At 29.1% G+C, this 17,657-nt stretch carries 9 protein-coding genes; 4 read left to right on the forward strand and 5 right to left on the reverse strand.

Translation table 11 applies throughout. From position 1 onward, the window contains the following. The first annotated feature begins 4 nt into the window (after positions 1-4). Positions 5-1,093: a nucleotidyltransferase family protein gene (locus tag AQ1689_RS02470; RefSeq protein ID WP_101955076.1), complete on the forward strand. Its 1,089-nt coding sequence runs from the start codon at positions 5-7 to the stop codon at positions 1,091-1,093. Here AQ1689_RS02470 and AQ1689_RS02475 read toward each other — a convergent pair. The 3 genes from AQ1689_RS02475 to AQ1689_RS02485 all read right to left on the reverse strand — a co-directional run bounded on the left by AQ1689_RS02475 (position 1,077) and on the right by AQ1689_RS02485 (position 4,702). Further along, entirely contained in the window at positions 1,077-2,429 is a 1,353-nt protein-coding gene (locus AQ1689_RS02475; RefSeq protein ID WP_101955077.1) for a UDP-N-acetylmuramate--L-alanine ligase, read from the reverse strand. The two genes, AQ1689_RS02470 and AQ1689_RS02475, sit on opposite strands and share 17 nt — an antisense overlap. Positions 2,430-2,597: 168 nt before the next feature. Further along, a complete protein-coding gene (locus AQ1689_RS02480; RefSeq protein ID WP_101914710.1) occupies positions 2,598-3,749 on the reverse strand; it encodes an iron-containing alcohol dehydrogenase in 1,152 nt (383 codons plus the stop codon). 116 nt (positions 3,750-3,865) lie between these two features. Beyond that, a complete protein-coding gene (locus AQ1689_RS02485; protein ID WP_101955190.1) occupies positions 3,866-4,702 on the reverse strand; it encodes a helix-turn-helix domain-containing protein in 837 nt (278 codons plus the stop codon). 175 nt (positions 4,703-4,877) lie between these two features. Between AQ1689_RS02485 and AQ1689_RS02490 the strand changes: the two genes are divergently transcribed. From AQ1689_RS02490 to AQ1689_RS02500, 3 genes are all read left to right on the forward strand, one after another. Continuing rightward, on the forward strand, positions 4,878-11,087 hold the full coding sequence (locus tag AQ1689_RS02490; RefSeq protein ID WP_101955078.1) for an alpha-2-macroglobulin family protein: 6,210 nt from the start codon (positions 4,878-4,880) through the stop codon (positions 11,085-11,087). Positions 11,088-11,238: 151 nt separating this feature from the next. Further along, positions 11,239-14,673, forward strand: coding sequence for a leucine-rich repeat domain-containing protein (locus AQ1689_RS02495; RefSeq protein WP_101955079.1), 3,435 nt, complete (start codon positions 11,239-11,241; stop codon positions 14,671-14,673). Between the two features lie 142 nt (positions 14,674-14,815). Then, entirely contained in the window at positions 14,816-15,313 is a 498-nt protein-coding gene (locus tag AQ1689_RS02500; RefSeq protein WP_101955080.1) for a hypothetical protein, read from the forward strand. A gap of 126 nt (positions 15,314-15,439) precedes the next feature. Here AQ1689_RS02500 and AQ1689_RS02505 read toward each other — a convergent pair whose 3' ends face one another. Both AQ1689_RS02505 and AQ1689_RS02510 read right to left on the reverse strand, forming a co-directional pair. Continuing rightward, positions 15,440-15,958 (reverse strand): DUF4136 domain-containing protein, encoded by a 519-nt coding sequence (locus AQ1689_RS02505; protein WP_180947519.1) that lies wholly within the window; start codon positions 15,956-15,958, stop codon positions 15,440-15,442. Between the two features lie 102 nt (positions 15,959-16,060). After that, a complete protein-coding gene (locus AQ1689_RS02510) occupies positions 16,061-17,563 on the reverse strand; it encodes a S8 family peptidase (RefSeq protein WP_101955082.1) in 1,503 nt (500 codons plus the stop codon). Positions 17,564-17,657: the final 94 nt, after the last annotated feature.

The following is a 17,657-nucleotide window of genomic DNA, read 5'->3' on the forward strand; positions in this document are numbered from 1 at the left end:
AAAAATGAATTATAAAGAAACCTTATTTTTTATCGGGAAATGCTTAACGATTACCCACGAAAAAGACAATCGTATTTTAGTAGAAAAACAATTAAAAACAGGTACTGTAAATTGGGATAATATAGTTAGAATAACAACAGCACATTATGTATTTCCAGCTTTATACTGTAATTTAAAACGTGCTGATTTTCTGCATTATTTACCTGAAGATTTAGTGGAATATATGGTGCATATTACAGATTTAAATCGTGAACGAAATCAGCAAATAATTAAAGAAGCCAAAGAAATAAACACACTGTTATTAGCACATAATATTACGCCTATTTTCTTAAAAGGAACAGGGAATTTATTAGATGGTTTATACCAAGATATTGCCGAACGAATGGTTGGTGATATTGACTTATTAGTTGATAAAAAAGATTGTATTCCTGCATTTAAAATTCTTCAAGAAAATGGTTATACGAATAAAGTATCTGAATTATTTAACGACCACAGGCATTTACCTCGAATAACACATCCAAAGAAAATTGCAGCTGTTGAAATTCATAAAGAAATGTTACGTGAAGAAAAATCTGATTTTTTTAATTATGAATCAATAAAAAATTCATTAAAAATCAATAATAATGTAAGTGTTTTATCTTTCAAAAATCAAATCAAATTAACTGTTTTTTCGAAACTGATTAATGACGATGCTTTTATGATAAAAAACATCAGTTTAAGAGGAGCTTATGATGTTTTTTTACTTGGAAATAAACTTCAAACAAAAATAATTATTGAAGACACTCACTTATCAAGTGAATTAAATGCTGGTTTAATTTTATACACAACACTACTCGCCTGCCCTAAAAATATTTCTTTTATCGCTTCAGAAGAAAATAAAAAATTTCTAAATAAAGCAATAAAAGCACTTGATATTAACAGAACAAATAGCTTCAAAAGAAAAATAACGCTTTTATATTTACGGCTAAAAACAAGATTAACCATTTTAATAAAAGCGCTTTTTAGTAAATCTTATTTTTTATTTGTATTCAGTAAAATCACCGACATAAATTGGATTAAAGAAAAAATTGGAATCTCTAAATCAACTCCTTAACCGCTTCAAAATCTAAACCGCCGTAATTTCCTGAACTCATTAATAGTAAAGCGGTGTTTTCTAAATTTTGATTAAATAAAAATTCTTTGAAATCGGTAGGGTTTGTATAAATAATTAAATCATCACGCTCAAAAGCAGTTGCTATTTGTTGCTCAGTAACGGCTTCTAATTGTTTAATTTTTACCGCATCTGGTGAATAAAATACAACGGCTTTATCTGCTTTAGCTAATGCGCCTTTGTACTCTTTTAAAAATTCTGCATTTAAGCTAGAATACGTGTGTAATTCTAAACAGGCTAAAACACTACGTTCTTTATATTGATTTTTTACCGCCCTGGTAGTTGCTTTTACTTTACTTGGGCTGTGAGCAAAATCTTTAAAAATTACCGAACTTTTATTTTCCGCAATTTTTTCTAAACGTTTACTTGCTCCTTTAAAACTAGCAATTGCTTCATAAAATTCATCTTCATCAATTCCCATATGCTGACAAATCCACTTTGCTCCTGCTATATTTTGTAAATTATGTTCTCCAAAAATTTCTAAAGGCAAATCACCGTCAGGAGAATCTAAATACGTAATTCCATTATCAATAAAATATTCAGGGGTTTTATACGGATAAATTTTAATAGCATTTGTTGAGTTTTCAACGATATCTTTTACAACCGTATCTTGCTCATTATACACCATCATTCCGCCATTTATTAGCGAATCTGTAAAAATTTTAAACTGCTCATTATAGTTTTCAATAGTTGGAAATACATTAATATGATCCCAAGCAATTCCGCTTAACAACGCAATATTTGGTTTGTATAAATGGAATTTTGGACGCATATCTATCGGCGAACTTAAATATTCATCACCTTCTAAAACAATAAATTCATTTTCTTGAGTTAAATGCACCATGGTTTCAAAGCCATCTAACTGCGCTCCTACCATATAATCAACCTCTCTTTCATGATAATTCATCACATGTAAAATCATCGAAGTAATGGTTGTTTTTCCGTGAGAACCACCAATAACGACACGCGTTTTATCTTTAGATTGCTCATATAAAAATTCAGGATATGAATATATTTTAACACCTAATTCTTGTGCTTTTAACAATTCTGGATTGTCTTTTTTAGCGTGCATTCCTAAAATTATAGCCTCTAAATCAGTGGTTATCTTTTCAGAGAACCAACCAAATTCGTTCGGTAATAATCCGTGTTTTTCTAAACGATTTTTAGATGGATTATGAATTGTATCATCACTTCCTGTTACGATGTCTCCTTTTTGATGTAGGGCAATTGCTAAATTATGCATTGCACTTCCGCCGATAGCTATAAAATGTACTCTCATTTAAATATTCTAAATTTTATGTAAAGATAATAAACTATAAAAATGCTTTCCTATGGTTTTTATAAAAAATTAATGGTAAAGATATTTTTCTTCGGATAAAATAAAAAACCTAAAAAAAGGCTTCCAAAATTGGAAGCCTTTTTTCTCTAAAAACTAAAAATACTATTATTATACCGTAGCAGCTACACCATTATAACATGCTTGATAAATGGCTTTAATTTCTTCGAATTTTGGTTTTCTTGGGTTAAAAAGCGTACAAGGATCTTTCATTGCATTTTCAGTTAATGTATCCAATTTAGCTTCCCAATCTTCTTTTGAAATTCCGTATTCTTTTAAAGAACCAACAACTCCAGCAGTTTCACGTAAAGTTGAAATATCTTGTGCAAAATCTTCTGCAGTAGATTTCCCTAACATTTTAGCTAAAATTTCGTATTTATCGGTTACTTTTGAGTTGAAACGAACAACATTAGGCATTAAAATAGCATTCGCACATCCATGAGGAATACCAAAAGTACCACCTAATTGATGCGACATTGAATGTACAATTCCTAACCAAACATTGGTAAACGCCATACCTCCCATACAAGAAGCATCATGCATTATTTGACGTGCTTCTAAATTTTGTGGCTCCTCAAGAACGGTCGGTAATGTTTTAAATACTAAATCAATAGCTTCTTTTGCTAAAGCGTCATTATACCTGTCGGCAATATTTGAAGCAAAAGCCTCTACCCCATGACTTAACACGTCTAAACCTGTATTTGCAGTAACATGTTTTGGCATACTTACACAAAGCTCACCATCAATAATTGCAACATCTGGTGTTAATTCGTGCGATACAATTGGGTATTTTGTTCCTTTTTCTCTATCGGTAATTACTGAAAGCCCTGTAACCTCAGTTCCTGTACCACTTGTTGAAGGTATTGCTACAAAAATTGCTTTATTACGCAAAGGTTTTACAGCAAAAGGAGCCGCTAATTCTTCTAGTTTTGAATCTGGATATTCATAATAAATCCACATTGCTTTGGCTGCATCAATAGCCGAACATCCTCCTAAACCGATAATAATATCTGGTTGTTCTTGTGTGAAAAAAGCCGCACCTTTAAGTACTGTATCAATTGATGGATCTGGCTCTACTCCTTCAAATATTGAAGATTCTATTGAAGCTTCTGAAAGAAATTTTTGAGTTCTTTCTAAAGAACCATTTTTCTTTACAGAACTACCACCGATAACGATAACGGCTTTGTTTCCTTTTAAGTTTTTTATGTTTTCAAGACTTCCTAGTCCGTGATGTATTTCTTTTGGTACAATAAATTTTGCCATCGTAATGTTGTTTTATAATTATGATGCAAAACTACTGCGACGCTTTCAAAAAAGAATTACGAATACAGTTCAACTACTTATGAAAAAAGTCCAAGTTTGTTTTGTCGAGTTTTTATCTAATAAATATCTCTAGGGTTTACACCAAATTTATTCTTAAAGGCAATACTAAAATTAGATAAATTGTTATACCCATACTCTAAATAAATATCAGAAGCTTTTAAACTACCGTTTTCTAAGGCTTCTTTTGCTTTTTGCAAGCGCTTGTCCTGCAACCATTTTCCTGGTGTTACGTTGTATTCTGAGGTGAAATGACGTTTAAAGGTAGATAAACTCATATTGCATAAAAAGGCGATTTCTTCTAATTTTAAGTTAGAATACACATTATTTTCTACCGTTTTTTTAAACGATGAACTTTCTTTAGCTATTAAAGAATGTAAATAAATTTCAAACTCAGTACCATATTTACTTAATAAATAGAGCATTATCTCCTCAAATTTAACCGAAAGAATTTTATCTTTAAAAGGAGTTTTTGTTAAGCTAATACTTGTTAGCGAATTTAAATACCAAGTAATATACGCATCATTTTCAATAACAAAATAAGAAATCTCTTCAGGTTTAATTTTAGTTAATGTTGCATGTTTTTCTAAAAAACACTTTAATTTATCTTCAGAAAAAAAAAGAAGTTTACAATAATAAATATCTTCATTATCTAATAATTCTGTCCACAAACAATTCCCATTTTTTATAAGTAACGACTGCTCTTTATTTACAGAAACAGCGGTATCGGCAAAATGAACCTGTTTTTTACCTACTTGCAAAAAACTAAACATATTCATGCTTAAATTTACCTTACTTTTAATAACATCATTTGTCATTTTAAAATCATAAACAAATAATTCGGGTTTTGTAATTGTAGCATCTAAATATGCTTCGGGAATGTTTTCTATTGCCATTTTCATCAAAATAAAGGACAAATATATTATTATATTTAAAAAATATCATCAATAAATTATGTAGTATTGTAAGTAATTTTATTCAACAATGTATCACTAAATAAAAGAACAAGTAATTGGCTCGATTTTTGAAAACACACAGCTATACTTTTTAACATATCAAAAAACATCCGTTATGAAAAAAATTAAAACACTGCTATTTATGATAACCATTTTTTCCGGTGCATTAAATGCGCAAGAAAATTACAACGGTCTTTGGGAAGATGTTGCCAAATTTGAACAACAAAACTTACCAAAATCAGCTTTAAAAGTTGTAGAAACTATCTACGCTAAAGCGGATGTTGCTAAAAACTCATCACAAATTATTAAAGCACTTTTTTATAAAAGTAAGTTTTCGTTGACTTTAGAAGAAGATGCCCAACTAAAAATTATCAATCAATTTAAAATACATATTAATAAAAGCTCTTTTCCTACCAAAAATGTATTAGAAAATGTATTGGCAAATTTATATTGGCAATATTTCAATCAAAATAAATGGAAGTTTTATAACAGAACAAAAACAAGTGAAAAAGTTGATACTATCGATTTTAGAACTTGGGATTTAGATACACTTTTTGCTGAAATTCATACCTATTATCAGAAATCATTAGAAAACGAATTACTATTACAACAAACCGATATTCATGAATTTTCAGATATTTTATACCTTGTTGAAGGTTCAAAAGAATATCGCCCTAGCCTATTTGATTTTTTAGCACATAACGCGCTTGATTTTTATAAAACATCAGAAACAAATATTACAAAACCAAATTATCAGTTTAAAATTGATAATTCTGAATTAATAGGAACTGCAAAAAAATTCACTAAACTAAATTTAGTTACAAAAGATGCAACATCACTTCAATTTAATGCGTTAAAAATTTATCAAGAATTAATTAATTTTCATCTAAAAAACAAAAATTTAAAAGCCTTAGCTACCGTAGATTTAGAGCGTTTAAATTTTGTAAATAATTATGCGGTTTTTAATGATAAACAAGATTTATTTTTACAAACATTAAAATCATCCGAAGAAAAACAGCAAAAAAATGCTACTTCAGGATTGTATAGTCATCAAATTGCAGAAGTTTACAGACAACAAGCAAACAGCTATCAATTCAATAAAAAAGATAACAAAAAACAGGATAAGAAAGCAGATTTTCGTTTTAAAAATAAAGAAGCATTAGTTATTTGTGATGCCGTAATTGCGAAATTCCCAAACAGTGTTGCATCTCAAAAATGTAAAGCTTTAAAAGGACAAATAACAAACAAATCACTGTCACTTTTATCAGAAAAATTCAGCCCTATAAATACCGCTTCTCGCTTATTAGTTACCTATAATAATATTGATAAACTTTATTTTACCGCTTATAAAATTGACAAAAATAAAATAAACGCATTAAATAATCTTTATAAGGAAGAAGAGCGTATCAATTTTATTAAAAAACTGACTAAAGTAACTTCTTGGAATGCTAAATTAAGAAATGAATTCGATTATAAACAGCACACCACAGAAGTAATTGTTCCGAAACTTGCGCAAGATAATTATTTAATTGTAGCGCATGAAAACAGCGTTTTAAATACCGATACTTTATACGCTACCGCAAATATTCAAGTAAGTAATTTGGTGTTAATTGAAAATACGGATAACAATACAACAACCTATCAAGTTGTAAATAGAAATACAGGAAAACCTATTGAAAATGCCGAATTATTATTACAAAATAATGAACGTAGAGGCGAAAAAAAATTACATCAAAAATTAATTACAGATAAAAATGGTTTTGCAACTTATATAAGTAATGATAGATATTATAATGTATCAATAACGGTTACATCGAAAAATGATACCGCTATTTTTGGCGATTACTATTTATATAAACATCAAAAAAACAGGGTAAGAAAAAACAAAGAAAGTATTACAATAAAACCATTTATTTTTACTGATAGAAGTATTTATCGACCAGGGCAAACGGTTTATTTTAAAACGATTTTAATTCAAAAGAAAGGAGAAAAAAACACCTCTTTTTCAGATTCATATATTGAAGTAATATTAAATGATGTAAACGGACAAAAAGTAAAAACCTTAGATTTAAAACTAAATGAATTTGGTTCGGCATCTGGTGAAATTATAGTGCCAAATACAGGCTTAACAGGTGAATATAATTTTTCTATTCGTAAAAGTTCAAAAGAAAAAAACAGTCTTATAAACGGTATTCCTTTTTACTTTGAACGAGAAAATAATATCAATATTATTTTAGTTGAACAATACAAACGTCCAAAATTTGAAACCGATTTTAAACCCGTTACTCAAACTTTTAAAGTAAATGATATTATTACCGTAAACGGATTTGCAAAAGCTTTTTCTGGCGCAAATGTTACCGATGCCAAAGTGGTATATCGTGTACATAGAAAAGTGCAGTATCCGAGTTGGTGGTATTGGCGTGGTGCTAATTATTCGGTAGAAGCTCAAGAAATTACACACGGAGAAAGCATTACAGATGCATCAGGTAATTTTTCAATTCAGTTTAAAGCAATTCCTGATTTAAGCACAAACAAAGAAAGTTTACCTGTTTTTAATTACGAAATTACCGCAGATATTACCGATGTAAACGGCGAAACACGAAGCACAACCACGATTGTAAATGTTGGATATCATGCTTTATTGGCTTCGTTACAAATTAATTCGACCATAAATAAGGAAGCTAATAAAGACGAAAAACAGCAGGAAATAACTATTACAACCAACAATTTAAACGGGCAGTTTACACCTAGCAGAGGAACTGTAAAAATTTACAAGCTTCAAGCTCCTAAAAATCCGTTGCGTAAAAGACCTTGGAATACGCCTGATTATCAAGATATTTCTGAAAATGAATTCAATAAATTATTTCCGCATGATGCCTATTCTAAAGAAGAAATAAACAAAACTACTTGGAAAAAAGGTGCGCTTGTTTTTGAAGAATCTTTTGATACACAAAAATCAACTGCACTTATTTTAAAGCGCCTTAAAAATTGGACTTCAGGAGCATATATCGCTGTTTTAAATACGACAGATAAATTTAATCAAAAAGTAACCGATAAAGCACATTTTAATATTACGAGTACATCCGAAGAAAAAGTAGCTGATAATCAATTATTTTTTATCAAAACAGATAAAAAAATGTATACTATTGATGAAACTGTTTGTGTACAAGTTGGCTCGGCATCAAAAAATATGACCGTAATTATTGAAGTTGAAAAAGATTATAAAACGATTGATACTAAATTTATTCACCTAAATAATGAGATAAAAACAATTGAAATCCCTGTTCATAAAGAGGATATTAAAGGTTTTGCTATCAAATATTATTTTGTAAATTATAATTCTTTTGATACTGGATTGTTAAATATTTCAGTAGAAAATGAACAAGAAAATATCCGTATTGAAACAAATACTTTTAGAGATAAATTACAACCTGGAACTACCGAAAAATGGAGTTTCACTATTAAAAATGATAAGAAAAATAAAGTAACTGCGGAAGTTTTAGCAAGTATGTATGATGCTTCTTTAGATGAATTTAAATCTCATAATTGGTCATTTAACCCAATAAGAACAGCTACTTATTATTCTCGTGGAAATTCGGCAAGTGCGTATCATAGTTTTGGAAATGAGCATTTTCGAGTTTTTAATAGACCCTATTCAAATAGTTATTCGAATCAACAATATGATAAACTAAAATGGTTTGGATTCAGATTTGGTGAAAATTATCGTCGTAGAACGATGATGATGAGCAAAAGTAGTAGTCGAGGAATGAACATGGATATTTCTGAAAGTGAATCTACTGAAGAAGAAGTTGAAGAAACTGTTATTGAATCAACTGAAACAGATGAAAGTGAACTAACAGAAGTTGAAGATAGTTCTTTTTCTAAAAACAACTCTGATGTAAATGACAAACCAAAAAACACCTCTTTAAAAGGCATTAAAATCCGTAAAAATTTACAAGAAACGGCTTTCTTTTATCCGCATTTAACTACAGATAAAAAAGGAAATATCACCTTTAGCTTTACAACTCCTGAGGCGTTAACTAAATGGAAATTGCAATTATTAGCACATACAAAAGAAGCTTTATCGGCGACTAAAACACTTACAACCGTAACTCAAAAAGAGTTAATGATTACACCAAATGCGCCACGATTTTTAAGAGAAGGTGATAACATAACTTTGAGTGCTAAAATTTCGAATTTATCCGAAGAAAAACTAGCAGGAATTTCTCAATTAATTTTAACGGATGCCATTACTGGGAAAGAAATTAATCTGTTAGATAACTCAACAAAAAATCAAAATTTCAGTGTAAATTCAAAAGGAAATACTAGCGTTTCTTGGAATTTAGCTATTCCTGATAATATTCAAGCCGTGCAATATAAAATTGTTGCAAAGGCTGGTGATTTTTCTGATGGTGAACAAAATGTGTTGCCTGTTTTATCGAACAGAATGTTGGTTACCGAAACCTTGCCGATGTGGGTGCGTTCGAATCAAACAAAAACTTTTACGCTTGATAAATTGAAAAACAATACTTCTACGAGTTTAAAACATCATAAATTAACTTTAGAAATAACTTCAAATCCTGCGTGGTATGCGGTGCAAGCTTTGCCATATTTAATGGAATATCCGTATGAATGTAGCGAGCAAACTTTTGCACGTTATTACGCAAATACCTTGGCTAGTTTTATAGCAAATTCAAATCCGAAGATTCAAGAAGTTTTTAAGCAATGGAAATCGAGCGATGCCTTGTTATCAAATCTTGAGAAAAATCAAGAGTTAAAATCATTGATAATTCAAGAAACGCCTTGGCTTCGTGATGCACAATCGGAAACCGAACAAAAGAAACGTATTGCTTTATTATTCGATTTGAATAAAATGAAAAATGAGCAAGAAAAGGCTATCAATAAGCTTCAAAATATGCAAATGAGTAACGGAGGTTTTCCATGGTTTAAAGGAGGAGACTACGCAAATACTTATATTACACAGCATATCGCCAGCGGATTTGGACACTTAAAAAAATTAGGCGTATCTAATTTTGATACTAAAACAACACAAGTTTTAGAAAAATCAGTTCGTTTTTTAGATAGAAAAATAGCAATTCAATATGCTGATTTATTAAAAGAAGCGGCAAGAATAAAAGCCAAAAAAGGACAAAGTGCATCAGAAGAATATCTAAAGAAAAATCATTTAAGTTATGCGACTATTCAATATTTATATATGCGTAGTTTTTATCCTGAAATAAATGTTGCTTCTAAAACCAAAACAGCAATTTCTTATTATAAAAAGCAATCTGCTACTTTTTGGAAAACATACAATTTATACGCACAAGGGCAAATATCTTTAATTCAATTTAGAAATGCTAAAAATGGCAAAAATAATAGTAAAATTCTTGCCTCTAAAATTTTAAAATCATTAAAAGAAAATAGTATTACTTCGGATGAATTAGGAATGTATTGGAAAAACAATGTTGCAGGATATTACAGTTATCAAGCACCAATTGAAACGCAATCTTTATTAATTGAAGCTTTTTCTGAAATTGAAAATGACACAAAAACAGTTGATAACTTAAAAATATGGTTGCTTAAAAACAAACAAACAAATCGTTGGAAAACTACCAAAGCAACTACCGAAGCCGTTTATGCCTTACTTTTACAAGGAAGCGACTGGCTTTCAATTACCGATATGGTAGATGTGAAAATTGGAAACAACAAAATTGAAGCATCGAAACTAGAAAATGTAAAAGTAGAAGCTGGTACAGGCTATTTTAAAACATCATGGAATGGCAACGAAATTACACCAAATATGAGCGAAGTTACTATTTCTAAAAAAGGAACAGGTATTGCTTGGGGAGGTTTATATTGGCAGTATTTTGAGGATTTAGATAAAATTACATCGGCAGAAACTCCGTTAAAACTACGTAAGAATCTATTCAAAAAAATAACTTCGGATACTGGTAAAGAACTTATCAAAATAACCGATAAAACAACCTTAAAAGTTGGTGATTTAATTACCGTAAGAATCGAATTACGCTGTGATAGAAACATGGAATTTGTACATATGAAAGATATGAGAGCTTCAGGAGTTGAACCTATAAATGTACTTTCGCAATATAAATCACAAGATAATTTATATTATTATGAAGCTACAAAAGACGCTTCAACAAATTTCTTTTTCGACCGTTTACCAAAAGGTGTTTTTGTGTTCGAATATGATGTTCGTGTAAATAATTCTGGTAACTTTAGCAACGGAATTACAACTATACAAAATATGTATGCACCAGAATTTAGTAGTCATTCAAAAGGAGAAAGATTGGTTATTAATAACTAGTCAATTTATCTTTTTACTATAAACAATAATATACACCTCACCTGTTTTAAAACTTGTGAGGTGTTTTTACGAAATAGCAAAAACTACACTAAAAACTTTCGGGCAAATTTGTATCTTGTATTCGCATAAAAAAGATTAAAGAAAGAAAAAAATGAGTAAACCACAAGAAATTTTAGCCCTCGAAAAAGATTTTGGAATTGTATTAACAGAAACAAAAAATGAAAGAGATATTACCCATTTTGATAAGTCAAACTGCTATTTTTTAGATAGATCAAAAAAAATTACAGGGCTTAATATGTCAGGAAATAATATTACTAAAATTGAAAATATTAATAAATTAACAGAGCTTTCAATATTAAATATCTCAAAAAATACAATTTCTAAAATTGAAAACCTTGATAAATTAACGAAGCTTTCAATACTACGTCTTTCTTTTAATCAAATCATTAAAATTGAAAATATTGAAAAATTAATAAATCTTTCTGAATTATATATTCATAATAATCAAATCACGAAAATTGAAAACATTGAAAAACTAACAAAGCTTTCATTATTAGATATTTCAGGAAATAAAATTATAGAAATTGAAAATATTGATACACTAACCAATCTTTCTCAATTATCTATTTCAAGAAATAAAATCACTAAAATTGAAAACCTGGACACACTAACGAATCTTTCTTTATTAGATATTTCATTTAATCAAATTACGAAAATTGAAAATCTTGATAAACTAACAAACCTTTCTAAATTAAAAATTATAGGTAATCAAATTACGAAAATTGAAAATATTGACAAACTTACGAAGCTTTATGAATTAAATATTTCACAAAATAAAATTATAGAAATTGAAAATATTGATAAACTAACAAACATTTCATTTTTAGATATTTCATTTAATCAAATTGCTAAAATTGAAAATATTGATAAACTAACAAATATTTATCAATTAAATTTTCATAATAATCAAATTATGAAAATTGAAAATATTGATAAACTAATAAAGCTTTCATTTTTATTTCTTTTTAATAATCAAATTACGAAAATTGAAAATCTTGATAAACTAATAAGCCTTTCATCATTAGATATTTCAAGAAATAAAATTACCAAAATTGAAAATCTTGAAAAATTAATAAACATTTCATTATTAAATATTTCAGGTAATAAAATTTCTAAAATTAAAAATATTGATAAACTAACAAACCTTTCTAAATTAAATATTTCTGGTAATCAAATAACTAAAATTGAAAATTTAAAACAAGTACTTAATCTTAAAAACCTTTACGATTTATCTGCATACGGAAACCCTTTTACGGAAAATCATCAATTAGTTTTAGAAATAAGTACTAATCATTTAGATATTATTAAAAGTGAGTTACAAAAACTAGAAGAAAACGATATTTCCATTCAACTTCCTGTAAAAATAATGCTTTTAGGAAATCATGCTGCGGGAAAATCTACTTTATTAAAATACTTACAAACAAAGCGACGCTATAAAGTAAACCCTAATAAAAATACAAGTACGCATGTTTTATCTGTCGAACATTCTAATGAAAAGATAAATTATAATTTACCAAAAGCTATTTTTTATGATTTTGGCGGACAAGATTATTATCATGGAATATATCAAGCTTTTTTTACGCAAGAATCTGTAAATTTATTGGTTTGGAATCCTCAAAATAATGAAAATAAATTAGTTGAAAAAGATAGTAATCAGCAAAGCACTCGCAATTACAACCGAATGTATTGGTTAGCACAATTAGAATATTCTTTTTTAAAAAATTTCAATAACAAAGAATATACCGACCCTTTATTATTAGTGCAAACCCATGCCGATATAGATATCGCTAAAAAAAATTGGCAAGAAGATTTTCAGAAACATCGTATTGTAGATGAATTTCATGTGTCTTTAAATAGTGATGATAAATCGCCAAAAAACAAGGCTTCTTTAGCCTATTTAACGGCTACTTTTTGGGATGTTATTGAACAGCAACAAGCTTCGGATAAAAAAGTTCCTGAGTGGTATCCTGAATTTTTAACCTATATTATTGATAATAAGAATATAAAAGAAACTTCTTTAGATGAAATTATAAAATATTATAAACGTAAAAATTTATCCGAAGAAAAAAAGAAAACATTTTTAAAAGAAGATTTAGAACAACTTGCACGTAAAGGTTTGTTGCTATATTATAAAAATGATGAAAAACTTACTAACGTGGCTTGGTTGAACCCAGCGGGAACGGTTGAAAATATTCACAAAACTATTTTAAATAAAAAAAACATTGAAAAATATAAAGGAAAACTTTCTGAAAAAGAATTTTCAAGTTTTAATATTGATTATAAAATAGAACATTTATTACGTAATGAAAAAGTACTTTTTTATGACGATGTCAAAGGTTCGGAACAATATATTATTCCGAATTATTTGCCTTTAACTTCTGAAAATGATGAAATTTTTGATTTGCTAAAGTTCGATTTTAACAAACCAACTTTTGTTTTAAAATTTGAGCGTTTTATTCCTTTTGGGCTTATCAATCAGTTAATTTGTTATTATGGAAAAAATCAGGATAAGAAACATTATTGGCGAGACCAATTGATTTTCACTTTAGATAATGAATTTAAAGTATGGATTCAACTTGATTTTTCGAAATTAACAATTGCTGTTTCTATCAAATCGCAAGAGCCGAAAAATTCAAAAATAAACGATTGTATTGAAAAAGTATTTATAGAAATATTGACTTTATATTGGAATAAACCTTTATTCGCTTTTGAAAATAATGAAAATATAAAAAGTCCAATTAATATAAAGTTTGAAAAAAAAATGAATTCTTTTTATGCATATAAAATTGATTTTGAAAAGCTAAAAAAACCTAATGATTTATATATTTCTGTAGATAACAAGTATTTTGTGCATTATAATACTTTAAATGATGAAGAAAAAACGCATGAAAATATTGTCGCTTATGAGTTACCAAATCAAAAAAATGATTTAGATAAAACCAACACAAGAACACAACGAAGTTATGGATATCGTAACTTTACTAGCAACAAAAATATTAAAAAAATGAAAAAGATTTTTATTTCATATTCCAGAGAAGATGTAGAATATAAAGATGAATTACGAAAACATTTAAACATGCTAAAACTTTTTGATGTCGCTGATAATTGGAGTTGCGAAGATATTACCATCGGCAAATGGCACGACCAAATTCAACAGGAATTAGAAGAAAGTGATTTTGTTATTTTTATGCTGTCTATAAACTTTTTTAATTCTAAATATATTTTAGAACAAGAAGTGCAAAAAACCATGGATGAAATTGCAAACGGTTCTGATAAAAACGTGTATTCTATTATTGTTAGTGATTTTCCTGGATTAGAACTTTTTAATAAAGAAGACATGAATGACAAACAAAAAAGTGTTTTAGAGTTAGGTTCTTATCAATATGGAATGTATACAAAAACCGAAAATAGGATTACGGGAAATAAAAAAGAGGAAATAATCAGTTTAAAAGAAGCTTCAAATAGAGGAATTATTGATACTCAACTTACAAAAATTGTAACTAAAATCATGAAAGATATTTCATAGTAATTTTAGTGTAAAAATTGTCAGTTCGAGAACTTTTTTATCTTCAAAACAAATAAAAATAAAAAGGAGAAAGATTAATCATAAAATAGTTTGGCATCTAAATTGTGAGGTAGTACTTTTAATACCCTTAAAAACAAAAATTATGAAAAAATTATTATTAGCCATTGGCTTTTTAACTTTAGGAGTAACATCTGTAAATGCACAAGATATTTCAGAAAATGCCATCGGTGTCCGTTTTGGCGATAATAGCGGATTTGGAGCCGAAATTTCATATCAAAAGAAACTAAGTAATACCAATAGATTAGAAATTGATTTAGGCATTAGAGGCAATAATAATTATAGCGGAATCAAGGCTACAGGGCTTTATCAATGGGTTTGGCAGTTAGAAAACGACTTTAATTGGTATGCTGGTTTTGGTGGTGGATTAGGAACTTGGAAAGTAAAAGATAAAACCATTTCAGGAGTCAATGTAAATGGAGATTCTGAAACTTATTTATTCGGAGCTGGTGTTATTGGCGTTGAATATAATTTTGATATTCCGTTAATTATTTCTTTAGATTATAGACCAGAACTTGGTTTTGGTGATTTTTACGAAGGCTTTAATTCCGATTTTGGCTTAGGAATCCGTTACCAATTTTAAACATTTTAAATTTTAAAACAGCTAAAAACCTCCAATATTTGGAGGTTTTTTATGTTACAAACAGTACTTTTTCATCAGAATTAAATAAAACTCCATCGGGGCTAGGCATTGGTACTAATTTGAATATTACTTTTTATTTGGAGGATAATTTACCAGTATTTTTCCGATTACTTTTTTATAATGCGCTACTTTTTCTGTCGGTGTTCTTTTTTCGTTTATTTTAGTATTCGCTATTCCTTGCCATAGTAATTCATTGTTTTTGCTAGTAACAAAATCAATCGTTAATTGCTCATTTATTTTTTTACTACCAATAGGAATTCCTCCTGAAAGCCCAAAATTAACAGCTCCTCCACCGCCTATTCCAACGCCAATTGTGTTTCTATTAACAGCCGCACTTTGTTTTGATAAAATATGAATATAGATATCAGGATTTTCGGCTAAAGTCATCCCCTTTTCTTGAAGCCCCAATGTTAATTCACGGGAAATTCTTTTAACATCCAACTCATTTAATCCTTTACCTGCATCATCAAAAAAATGAAATGTTTTATAATTTTCAAAAGTAGTCTGACGATCATAATCGTACACTACTTTAGTCGATGAACAGCCTAGTATAAATAGTAAAAAAAGAATTTTTAATGGTTTCATAATAATATAATTTATTAAAACTACTACAATAATCATACCTTTTAAAACGTAAAAACCCTCGAATAATCGAAGGTTTTTATTCTTTAATTTAATTAACTTATTTTATTGAACAGCTTTTAAGGCATCAATATTTCCATACCCAAACGCTGAATTTTTATTCGGATAAAAAGACGCTGACTCTTTCATTTTTTGTAATACTTGATTTCTATCCCAAGATGGGTTTTTAGCCCATACTAAAGCGGCAATACCTGCTGTTGTTGCTGTCGCCGCCGATGAACCACCTATATAATTTGCCTGTTGGTCAAAATAACTTAATACCGCTATAAAATTACCCGCACCCGTTTTTCTCTGCATTTGAACAGTAAAATCAATTTGAGATCCTGTATGACAAATATCACATTGATTATATTCTTCGCCTTCCATTATACCTGTTACAGCAACGGTCTCCTCCATGCTTGCTGGAAAAATAACCCCATACCAAGTTGTGTATGATGTTGAAGTTCCTCCGGCAGCTAAAATCATTTTACCCTTACTATACGCATACTTTATAGCATCTTCTATTTTACCAATACCAAACGGAAAACCAATAGACATTGAAATTACTTTTACATCAGCTCTATCGGCTAAAGCAATTAAAGCATCTGCAACACCTTTTCTTTCATGATAATCATCTATAACAACATTTTCAACAGCTCTATAAGTAACTAAGTTTGCATTATACGCTACTCCTACAGGTAAATTATCATCATTTCTAGGCGCTGTGGCTATCGCTGCCATTTTTGTACCATGACCACAACGGTCATCAACACCATCATAATTTTTTGACCAAATTAACCACGAATCTATAAATGTACCATATTTTTCAACGGTTCTTCCTGATGAATATCCGTCATTAAAATATTCGTTCATCCATTTTTGTTCTGGTGATAACCCTGAATCTATAATTGCAACTGTAACACCTTTACCTGTACTATAATCCCAAGCAGCTGGAATATTATGTGCATCAAAAGTCCAAGGAACTCTTGCACCTGGTGAAATCGTTCTATAATCATTTTGTTCTAAAACAGCCGTTCCATAGCCACACCCCGAACTTTCCGAAGATGATTTTGCCGTTAAACGTGCTGCTGTTTTAGGTGATTCTTCAAATTGATAACCACCCGGTTCAATATAACGTACGCGACTGTCTTTTAAAAGCGCCTCTATAACCTGTTTATTAGTCACTTTTATATCTAAAACATTGATTACTTGATCCGCATATAACTCAGTACTAGCGCCTCTAGCTGCTGTTTTTTCAAAACCACGTACTAATTCAATAATTTCAGATTTTACATCATTCGATTTAGAACCTCTTGCAAAACTATTTTTAGAGCTACCATAACCAATTGTTAAAATATTTTGACCATGTTTTACAGCGCTCCAAATTGTATGGGCACTTTGTGTATTCCAATTAAAATTTCCTGTAGTTTTTAATGATTTTTCAATAATCGTATTAATTTCCTGTTTTGAAAGCGCTTCATTTTGCTTTACAGGCATTTCTAGCACGGTATTGTTGGTACATGAAAACATTGTAATAACAATCGCCAAGCTTACTAATTGTTTTTTCATTTTTGAAGGATTTTTAGTTAAATTGTTACGAATATAACAAAACCTTCGAATAATCGAAGGTTTTTATTAAAATACCATAAATTTCAAACAGAAA

The organism is Tenacibaculum finnmarkense (assembly GCF_900239185.1).
Classification (GTDB): Bacteria; Bacteroidota; Bacteroidia; order Flavobacteriales; family Flavobacteriaceae; genus Polaribacter; species Polaribacter finnmarkensis.